The 9,920-nt window shown below is 44.6% G+C and carries 9 protein-coding genes; 2 read left to right on the top strand and 7 right to left on the bottom strand.

Features of this window, described 5'->3' with window-relative positions:
• Positions 1-141: 141 nt before the first annotated feature.
• A complete protein-coding gene (locus IQ229_RS02560) occupies positions 142-897 on the bottom strand; it encodes a TspO/MBR family protein (protein ID WP_194041004.1) in 756 nt (251 codons plus the stop codon).
• 156 nt (positions 898-1,053) lie between these two features.
• On the opposite strand from IQ229_RS02560, the gene IQ229_RS02555 reads away from it, so the two are divergent.
• Positions 1,054-1,671 carry a hypothetical protein gene (locus IQ229_RS02555; RefSeq protein ID WP_194041002.1) on the top strand — a complete coding sequence of 206 codons (618 nt, stop codon included), beginning with the start codon at positions 1,054-1,056 and terminating at the stop codon, positions 1,669-1,671.
• Between the two features lie 101 nt (positions 1,672-1,772).
• Here IQ229_RS02555 and xylB read toward each other — a convergent pair whose 3' ends face one another.
• From xylB to IQ229_RS02525, 6 genes are all read right to left on the bottom strand, one after another.
• Entirely contained in the window at positions 1,773-3,242 is a 1,470-nt protein-coding gene (gene xylB / locus IQ229_RS02550; protein WP_194041000.1) for a xylulokinase, read from the bottom strand.
• Positions 3,243-3,320: 78 nt separating this feature from the next.
• On the bottom strand, positions 3,321-4,808 hold the full coding sequence (locus IQ229_RS02545; protein ID WP_194040998.1) for a mannitol dehydrogenase family protein: 1,488 nt from the start codon (positions 4,806-4,808) through the stop codon (positions 3,321-3,323).
• Positions 4,765-5,922 (bottom strand): ABC transporter ATP-binding protein, encoded by a 1,158-nt coding sequence (locus tag IQ229_RS02540; RefSeq protein ID WP_194040996.1) that lies wholly within the window; start codon positions 5,920-5,922, stop codon positions 4,765-4,767. The genes IQ229_RS02545 and IQ229_RS02540 overlap by 44 nt, the downstream gene beginning before the upstream one ends.
• A gap of 179 nt (positions 5,923-6,101) precedes the next feature.
• A complete protein-coding gene (locus tag IQ229_RS02535; RefSeq protein ID WP_194040994.1) occupies positions 6,102-6,923 on the bottom strand; it encodes a carbohydrate ABC transporter permease in 822 nt (273 codons plus the stop codon).
• Position 6,924: 1 nt separating this feature from the next.
• Positions 6,925-7,848, bottom strand: a complete 924-nt coding sequence (locus tag IQ229_RS02530; protein ID WP_194040992.1) for a carbohydrate ABC transporter permease — start codon at positions 7,846-7,848, stop codon at positions 6,925-6,927.
• 170 nt (positions 7,849-8,018) lie between these two features.
• Positions 8,019-9,365: an ABC transporter substrate-binding protein gene (locus IQ229_RS02525; protein WP_194040990.1), complete on the bottom strand. Its 1,347-nt coding sequence runs from the start codon at positions 9,363-9,365 to the stop codon at positions 8,019-8,021.
• 148 nt (positions 9,366-9,513) lie between these two features.
• On the opposite strand from IQ229_RS02525, the gene IQ229_RS02520 reads away from it, so the two are divergent.
• On the top strand, positions 9,514-9,920 hold a 407-nt coding region (locus tag IQ229_RS02520), incomplete at its 3' end, for an SDR family NAD(P)-dependent oxidoreductase (RefSeq protein ID WP_194040988.1).

Genomic DNA, 9,920 nt, shown 5'->3' with positions numbered 1-9,920 from the left:
AGACTTCATTAGCTACGCTCACAAGGAACAATGAAAATGTCTTTTACTCCTGCCTTATTTTCCAGGCAGGTCTATTGTTAACTGCTCTACCGTTTTTATGTATCTTGAATTGGCTTTCATATCAAGGTTAACTTTGGGCATTTATTGATTTGCAGGTGCTAATTTTAAAGGATACAATGGCTCAGATCCATTTAATTGCCAAATTCTAAATACCAAAACAGCAGCTACAGTTAACCACACACAAGAAAATGATAAAGTCATTCCCGCTATAGGATTAGTTTGCCAATAAATTGCCGTCACCACTAAAGCAGATAACCAAGGGCCTAAAATAACTACAGGTACAGCAGCACCTAATCTCCGTTCTACAGTAAAAATCGTATTCCAAGTATCCCCTAAAGCCAGATGTACCACAAACAAAATTAAAGGCAACACTAAAAACTGGTGATTCATTTGCTGCCAAACCAATACAGAAGAAATTACTCGTAAAACGGCAATTATCATCCAAACTATAGGAAATACTAAAGGTGGAGGCGACCATCTTGGTCTGATTACCTGGTCATAGGTCTGACGAGAACGGGTATTATCTAAAAGAGAAAAAATTCGAGAACGGATACTTAATAGAGCAAAAAATAATCCAGTCAATAAAGTGCTAACCCAACTGGGAAAAGAAGAATTGTTATCAATCAACATTACTAATTTTTTCATTCCCAGTAACACGAGAATCATAACTAATATTTGTAAGATAGTCCCTAGTATATAAACTAAAACTGCTTTAATATCTAGTTCTTGTGTAGTAGCTATTGATGTGTTTAGAGACTGTTGTTGATTCCCAGATTTTACCCCCATCACTGTATTAACAAACTGTTCAACTATTCCACTATTATTGGATTTATTCATAATTAAGAGATGGCGCTTAGTTGGTAATTAGTAGTAATAAGTCATTATATGATATTCTAATAGTTAAAAATAATTTGGTTAGGCTCTTTTAATATCAGAGTTTATAAGTTCCGAATCTGATGTACAGTTTTTCGTAAGTGATATTGAGGAAAAAACGTGGAATTTCAGAAGTTATTGTATATTTTTACTCTAGTAAATATTGCTACATTTACTCTGGGTGTACCTGTATTTGCTCAAATCGCGCAGACTCCCTTTAATTCTGCACAGTCAAGTTGTCGTGCAACTAAAGTAAATACTCCAATTTTCAAAGAACCTTCAACATCATCCAACGCTATCAGAATATTGTCAGCAAAAACAAGAGTTACTTTAGCATATATACCAGTTAGTGGAGATAGATTTGTCAGAATTAAAGCTCCGACTTCAGGGTTTATTCAAACTGCTGCGCTGAGATTTTGTCAGCCGAATAACAACGCTCAGAATGTACGGAGTAAACCTACTATTGGCAGTGTATGTCGGCAAATTGTACGACAGGAAACTATACGTCGCCAACCAAGTACAAAAGAACCTTTTATTACAACACTTTATCCAAACACAGTTGTGTTTGTGAACTTGGTTACAGGTAATATAGTTAAGTCATACAAATCTGAAAATTACATTTGGGTAGAAATTGACCTTTCCAGAAGTTTCCCTGGAGAGTTATCTGGTAATGGTTGGATGGTCAACACTGACTTAGTGAATACTCCTGGATTAAGCAGTCTGGCTTATTGTAGTTAAGTATCTAGGCATAAATAAATTTAAAGTTTGTAGTAAGGACTTTAGTCCTGATAATCCTTTCTTTGAGCGATTTATCGCTCACTACAAACTAGGAGTTTATTTTATCGACGCACAGCTTTCAGGGTATCGTAAAGTAACTTGTAGCGCTGAAACCCTGCTTCATACAAAGGATTTGCCTGCGGCTGTACTACATTACTAGCCTGCGGTAAAATCTTGAGTGCATCTGCTAAATTGGGATAAACACCAATCCCCACCATTGCCAAAATAGCCGCTCCGTAAGCAGCTCCTTCTTCAGCTTTGGGAGCAATGAGTTTTGTTTGCAAAACATCTGCCAAAATTTGTAACCAGATGTGAGAACGTGCGCCTCCACCCGTTGCTAAGAGTTGATTAACGGGAGCGATCACACTAATTACCTCCAATGCTTCTCGCAAGCTAAATGCAACCCCTTCCAGCACAGCACGAGTTATATCTGCTTGCGTATGAGCTAATGATAAATTTACCAAAGCACCGCGAGTATCTGGATCGAGGTGGGGGCTGCGTTCTCCTGCGAGGTGGGGTAGAAATAGAACACCACGCGCACCAGGCTGCGATCGCTCTGCCATATCCATCAACTCGGTGTAGGATATATGCGGTGCAAATATATCTCGATACCAACGCAGAGAACCACCTGCTGCTAGCGTTACTCCCAGCAGATGATAGCCACCATCCACATGGCAGAATAAATGTACCCGACCTTCGGGATCGGGAATTGGGCGATCGCACGGTGCAAAGATCACTCCCGATGTACCGATACTCAAACTACCCCGGCTCAGGTTTCTTGATGAGATGCCCAAACCGATAGCTGCTGCGGCATTGTCACCTCCGCCTGCGACTACAGGTAATCCCACAGGTAATCCTACACGGGATGCTATTTCTGATTTCAACCGTCCAGCGATCGCGGTAGATTCGATGACTGGGGGAAACAACGCTGGTTTTATATTGAGAGCATGGAGAATATCTGTATCCCATTGCCGATTCGTCAAATTCAGACAGCCGACACCAGACGCATCAGATGGTTCTGTCACTAGTTCGCCAGTTAGCACATATCCTAGATAATCCTTTGGTAAAAGAATTTGCCACAGCCGAGCATAGGCTTGTGGTTCTTCAGTTCGCAACCATAAAAGCTTCGGCAGTTGAAACCCTGTAATAGCAGGATTTCCAGTCCGCTGGATCAACTCCTGGCGGGGAATCCTGGCTTCAATCTCAGTAACAGCTTTACCCGTGCGTTGGTCATTCCACAAAATTGCCGGTCTAATCGCTTTGCCTTCCGCATCCAAAGGAACCATGCCATGCATTTGTCCAGACAAACCGAGTGCGATCGCTCGATGTCCATCTAGCTGTTGAGTAACATCAGAGAGAGCATCCAAACTTGCTTCAATCCAATCCGATGAGTTCTGTTCCGTCCAACCGGGTTGTGGAGTTAACAAAGGATAGCTTCTGGTTGACTGAGCGATAATTTGACCTTGTAGATTAACTGCGATCGCCCGCGCTCCTCCTGTACCCAAGTCTAAGCCAACTACGATGTCAGTCAATTGCCCCTCCAAATTCTTAAGATTCAGAAGGCGGAAATGAAACTTCCGCCTTCAAAAGTCGCGGCTTTCACTCTCCGGTTAAGTTTTGACTAATGTTTCTTTAGCTCCAAACTCATACAACCTGCGTAAATGGTTCGTAACTGCATCAACAAAAAGCGGTGACTGCGATAAATCGCCAAAAATCTCAGTCAGGTTAAGCAATGGTTTGGCATCGGAACCACTGGTACGAGCTAGTTGAGTCAGAGTACCTCCTATTGGATCATCGATGGCAATGGCGTTACCTTGGTCATCCAGCCCATTGAGGTAACGGAACCAAGCTGCAACGGTGAGGCTCATGTAATTAATTGCCTCTCCTTGGTGCAGCGCGTCACGAACTGAGCCTAAAACAAATTTTGGCATTTTGGCGGAGCTATTCAAGCAAAGACGCGGGAGTTGATCTCGAATCTTAGGATTGGCAAAGCGTTCAATTAAAGTTTTTTTGTAATTATCTAAATCAATCCCCGGTACAGGTTGGAGTGTGGGCGTAACTTCTGCCATCAAATTATCAACGGCTTGGCGAATCAATGGATCTGCCATGACTTCATGAACGTAGGTATAACCTGCCAAGGAACCGAGATAGCCTATTAACAAGTGACTGGCGTTGAGTAGCCGGATTTTCATCATCTCGTAGGGATGAACATCGCTAGTCATCTGAACGCCAACAGATTCCCAATCTGGTCTACCTGCGCTGAAATTGTCTTCGACTACCCACTGAAGAAACGGTTCGGCAACAACTGGAAAGGCATCATCAATGTTGAATTGTTCCGCCACCATTTTGATATCTGCTGGGGTGGTAGCGGGGGTAATGCGATCGACCATGCAGTTGGGAAACGCTACATTTTCGGCAACCCAACGTCCCAATTCCGGGTTCTGCATTTGGGCAAATGCGGTTAACATTTTGCGGGCAATGTTGCCGTTACCTTGCAAGTTGTCGCAGGACAATACGGTAAACGGTGCTATTCCCTGTTGACGGCGGCGATCGAGGGCTGCTGTCAAAAAACCATATACTCCAATTGGTTCATTAGGATGCTGCAAATCGTACTGAATTGTTGGGTGATTGGTATCAAATTCACCGCTACCTTCAATATAGTAGTAGCCTCCTTCGGTAATGGTGAGGGTGACGATGCGACATTTGGGATCTGCTAGGGTGTCAATCACAGCTTGGCGGTTATCTGGGGCAAACAGATATTTTGTAATTGCCCCAATCACACGAGCGCGATCGCCTGATGGTGACTTTTCCACTAAGGTATACAAACAATCTTGCGAATTCAGTGCATCCCGCATCCGTTTGTCGAATTCTAGTAGCCCAACTCCGCAGATTCCCCATTCGCTAGCGGGATTTTGATGAAAGTAATTATCCAGGTATAACGCCTGATGTGCCCGATGGAACCCACCCACACCAATATGGACAATACCGTTTGTGATTTGATGGCGATCGTAATTGGGTACGCGAACGTTATTTCCTAAACGAGACAGAGATGCTTCATTCAGCTTGATTGCCGATTCTGTGCTGATATTGCTGTTCATGGGATTCATTCAGAGTTAGGTGGTGACGATGAGCTTTGGGAATGGTTTGACCGCTTTGATCGAACAAATGGCAAAGTTCACCATTAATATAGATAGGAACGAAATCGTGCAATTGGGCAGGATTATCCCCGTCTGTTTGCATAACTATGGTTTCACCACCCGCAATCTTGATGTAGAGATAGGTTTCTCCGCCTAATCGTTCTACGACTAATACTTCGCCATTCAAGCTTGGGTTATTGCGATCAAGCAGCAGATGTTCGGGACGAATTCCTAATGTTGCGCGATCGCCAACCGACAGGGTTTTAGGTTTCACTGGAATCATTACAGTTGCGTCACCAGGAAGTCTAACTGTTGTTCCAGAGTCACTAACGGCTGAAACTGTCACCGAGATAAAGTTCATTTTCGGTGAACCAATAAATCCGGCGACGAATAGATTGCGGGGATGGTGGTACAGTTCTAGAGGAGAACCGACTTGTTCGATAATACCGCCTTGCAACACCACAATTTTGTCAGCCAGGGTCATTGCTTCAACTTGGTCGTGGGTAACATAAATCATCGTAGCTTGCAAGCTGTCGTGTAAGCCGGCAAGCTCAATCCGCATCTGCACCCGCAAAGAAGCATCTAGGTTAGACAACGGCTCATCAAACAAAAATACTTTGGGATTACGCACCAAAGCACGACCGATCGCTACCCGTTGCCGTTGTCCTCCCGATAGTTCTTTGGGCTTCCGGTTCAAAAGCGGCTCTAGTTGCAGGATACGAGCGACTTCACGCGCCCTTTCATAACGCTGGGCTTTTTGCATACCCGCAAGCCGGAGGCTAAACGCCATATTCTCCGCCACGGTCATGTGAGGATATAAGGCGTAGGTTTGAAACACCATTGCCAAACCGCGTTTATCGGGTGGCACATCATTGACTTTCTGCCCATCAATGAATAAATCGCCGGAGGAAATTTCCTCAAGTCCAGCAATCATGCGGAGTAAGGTTGATTTTCCGCAACCGGAGGGGCCGACGAAGACGACAAACTCGCGATCGTTCACATCGAGATCAATGCCTTTGATGATCTCTGTGTCGGCGTAGGTTTTATGGATATTTCTTAAAGCAACTGTTGACATAAAATGTTTCCATTAATGGGTTTAAGTTTTTTGTCACACAGAGAAGAGTGCAACATTTAACTAATTCGTAGCAAATTCTCTGCGTACCTTTGCGCTTACCTCTGTGCCCCTTTGCGTTTAAATCTCAACCCTCAATTCGCCACGATTTTACGCAAAGCTGTAAGAATGTCTGCCTTCACTCATTTCACTGCACCAAAAGTCAGACCCCGAACTAATTGCCGTTGACTTAACCAACCAAAAATGAGGATTGGTGCGATCGCTAGTGTTGATGCTGCTGAAAGTTTTGCCCAGAATAATCCTTGAGGGCTGGAAAATGAAGCAATAAAGGCTGTAAGTGGCGCTGCATCTGCTGTTGTTAAGTTCAAGCTCCAAAATGCTTCATTCCATGACAAAATAATCGAAAGCAATGCAGTAGATGCAATTCCTGGCACTGCCAATGGCAACAACACATGCACAAGTTCTTGCTGAGTGGTTGCTCCATCCATGCGATCGGCTTCGAGAATTTCTCTGGGAACTTCTTTGAAGAAGCTGTAAATCATCCAAACGACGATTGGCAAATTAATCAAGGTATAAATAATAATCAAACCGATGCGAGTATCCAGTAACCCAGCGTTGCGACACAAAATGTAGATTGGCACTAGCACACCCACAGGTGGCAGCATTTTAGTGGACAGCATCCAAAGTAAAGTACCCTTGGTGCGTTTCGTTGGGAAGAACGCCATTGCGTAAGCAGCAGGTACAGCAAGCAGTAGCGCGAGTATAGTCGCTCCGAGGGAAATTGCTACGCTGTTAAACGCATAATTGAAATAATTTGCCCGGTCTTGGATGGCAACATAGTTCTCCAATGTCGGGCGGAAAAATAACTGCGGGGGAGTTGAAACTGCCGCTACTTCCGTTTTGAAACTGGTGATAAACATCCAAAAAATTGGGAAAAACAAGATGCAAGCGGCAAGCCAGCCGAGCAATGTCCATAGCCAAATCTTTGAGGTTTTACGTGCCATATTAGGTATCCAAATTACGAGCAACACTACGCATCAAAAAGATTGCCACGATGTTGGCAAGAATTACGGCAATTAATCCACCTGCTGATGCACCGCCGACATCAAATTCCAGCAAGGCTTTTAAGAAGATGTAATAGGCAAGGTTAGTTGTTGCAAGTCCCGGCCCACCGCCTGTGGTAACAAAGATTTCGGCAAAGATGGTCAGGAAGAAAATCGTCTCGATCATGGCAACCACGGAAATGGCGCGGCTTAGATGCGGTAGCATGACGAAACGAAATAGAGCGATCGCATTTGCCCCATCCATTCGGGCTGCTTCTAACTGATCGCGATCAAGTGATTGAATTGCAGTCAATAAAATCAGCAAAGCAAAGGGAAGCCATTCCCAGGAAACAATCATGATGATTGCCAGCAGAGGAACGCTAGCAAACCAATCAATCGCCCCTAAACCCAAGCCTCTGGTAATTTGCGCGAACAACCCATTTACTGGGTGCATCAGCATATTTTTCCAGATGAGGGCGCTAACTGTAGGCATCACAAAAAACGGCGAGATTGCTAGTACCCGTGCCACTCCACGACCATAAAAGTCTTGGTCAAATAGCACTGCAAGTAATGTGCCCAGACCAATTGTGATTGCTAAAACGGAAACAACCAAAACTATTGTGATGGTGATCGATGTCCATAAAGCTGAGTCACTCAGGATGAACGTGAAATTTTCAATCCCAATGAATTTGCGTGCATCTGGATTCAGCAAGTTATACCGCTGAAAGGAAAACCATACGGTCATCACCAGAGGCACAATCATCCACAGCAGTAGGAGAACGACCGAAGGTGCAACCAGAGGTAAGGTTGACACTTGCCGCGTAGTCCGTTGCTTGGTGGGTGGTGGCGTTTCGTGTTGAGGTTTTACCGCTAATGAAGAAGACATAACCCAAAGGAATTTTAGATTTTAGATTTTGGATTTTAGATTTTGAATGTTTTGTAGTTGAGCATCGGCTCTTTTTACCCATGCCCAATGCCCTATGCCCAATCCCCACTTGCCCTGAGCGTTCGCGTAGCGTCTCGTAGAGAAGCCGAAGGGATGCCCAATGCCCCATTTCACTCGATATAACCTGTGTGTTTCATGAAGCGTTCGGTGGATTTCTGCGATTGCTGCAACGCTTGTTCTACCGAAGTTCTATTGGTTAATGCTGCTGCCAAGGTTTGCCCGACGGAAGAACCGATCGCTTGAAATTCTGGAATATCAACGTATTGAACTCCCTTATAAGGAGTTGGTTCTGCGGATGGACGGGTAACATCAGCAGATTGGATTGCTCCCAGGACGATTTCAGCAAAAGGTGCAGCTTTTTGATAGTTGGGATTTTGATATGTGGAAGTTCGAGTTCCTGGTGGTACAGCAATCCAGCCATTTTCCTTGGCAACCAGTTGGATGTATTCTTTAGAGGTTGCCCAAGCAACGAACTTTTGCGCGGCTTCGGGTGATTTTGATGTTTTAGGAACCGCTAACGCCCAAGCCCAAAGCCAATTTGAGCCGTTGGGATATCTTTCAATTGGCGCACGGGCGAAGCCAACTTTGTCATAAACTTGGGATTCTTTTGGATTGGATAACAACCCCGCAGCAACGGTTGCATCTACCCACATACCGCATTTACCTGTTGAGAATAATGCCAGATTCTCGTTAAATCCATTGGAACTGGCTCCCGGCGGCCCATATTTATTAAGCAAATCAACATAAAAAGTGATCGCTTCTTTCCAGGCTGGAGTGTTAATCGTCGGCTGCCACTTCATGTCAAACCAACGTCCACCATAGGTATTTACCAATGTGGAAACAAATGCCATGTTTTCACCCCAACCGGGTTTTCCACGCAGGCAAACTCCATAAACCCCATTTGCTGGATTATGGATTTTGCTTGCCCATTCTCTCATCTGGGGATAAGTTGGCTGTTGAGAAACCGTAATCCCGGCTTTGTCAAACAAATCTTTTCGGTAGTACAGCATGGAACTTTCCCCATAGAATGGCACGGCATAGAGTTTGCCATCGTTGGAAAGTCCTTCGCGTATAGGTTTGAGCAGGTCATTTACGTCATAGTCTGCGCCTAGATCCAAAGGCCTTAACCAATCCCGCCTAGCCCAGATTGGTGTTTCATAGGAACCGATGGTCATGACATCAAATTGCCCACCTTGGCTTGCAACATCTGTAGTTGTGCGTTGGCGCAACACATTTTCTTCCAGCACAACCCACCTGAGTTGAATATCAGGATTAGCTGACTCAAATTTGCGAGAAAGCCCTTGCATCACCACCATGTCGCCATTATTAACGGTGGCGATCGTCAGTCTAGTTTTCTCTGCGGCTTGCGAACGTGGTGAACAAGCGTGTAGAAGTTGCACCAGCATCACTCCAGCGAGAAATGCAACCAGCACTTTAGCGAAGCGGGGGATACGCATCGCATGACTCCTTTAAAGTAAAGAAACCGAACAAATAAATTTTTGATTTTATGCTCTATTCTTGGGCAAAAGCTCAATAATAGAAATCATACCAATCTCATTTGAATGACGACGATTTGCAACAATTCTTCAATAAGAGGTTTAAACTATGGCAGCGAAAGCAACTTATCAGTTTGCAGGTAAAACCATCCTAATTACGGGCGGTGCGGGAGATATTGGCAAGGCAACTGCACACCGTTTTGCCGCCAATGGTGCAGGTGTAGCGCTCCTAGATTTGAATGAACCGAAGATGGCAGATGTGGCTGAGGAACTAAAAAGCTACAACGTTCCAGTCGGCACATTTCGCTGTGATGTGACATCTGCTGATGATGTTGCCAAAGCCTTTACTGGTGCTGTAGAGCAGCTTGGGCGGATTGACTATGTATTTAACAACGCAGGTTATCAAGGAGTGTTTGCCAAGACAGACGAATATCCTGAAGACGACTTTCAAAAGGTGATTAACATCAACGTTATCGGCGTTTTCCACATTCTCAAGGCGGCTGCACAGCACTTGCG

This window comes from Nostoc cf. edaphicum LEGE 07299 (assembly GCF_015207245.1).
Classification (GTDB): Bacteria; Cyanobacteriota; Cyanobacteriia; order Cyanobacteriales; family Nostocaceae; genus Nostoc; species Nostoc edaphicum_B.
Note: the sequence above shows the minus strand (reverse complement) of the source record. Positions and strands in the feature narration are given on the sequence as shown.

What these genes read in the sequence shown, in the direction of transcription:
- IQ229_RS02535 (WP_194040994.1), bottom strand. Translation starts at nt 6,923, where the DNA reads ATGGCACGTAAAACCTCAAAGATTTGGCTATGGACATTGCTCGGCTGG.
- IQ229_RS02540 (WP_194040996.1), bottom strand. Translation starts at nt 5,922, where the DNA reads ATGTCAACAGTTGCTTTAAGAAATATCCATAAAACCTACGCCGACACA.
- IQ229_RS02545 (WP_194040998.1), bottom strand. Translation starts at nt 4,808, where the DNA reads ATGAACAGCAATATCAGCACAGAATCGGCAATCAAGCTGAATGAAGCA.
- IQ229_RS02560 (WP_194041004.1), bottom strand. Translation starts at nt 897, where the DNA reads ATGAATAAATCCAATAATAGTGGAATAGTTGAACAGTTTGTTAATACA.
- IQ229_RS02530 (WP_194040992.1), bottom strand. Translation starts at nt 7,848, where the DNA reads ATGTCTTCTTCATTAGCGGTAAAACCTCAACACGAAACGCCACCACCC.
- IQ229_RS02525 (WP_194040990.1), bottom strand. Translation starts at nt 9,365, where the DNA reads ATGCGTATCCCCCGCTTCGCTAAAGTGCTGGTTGCATTTCTCGCTGGA.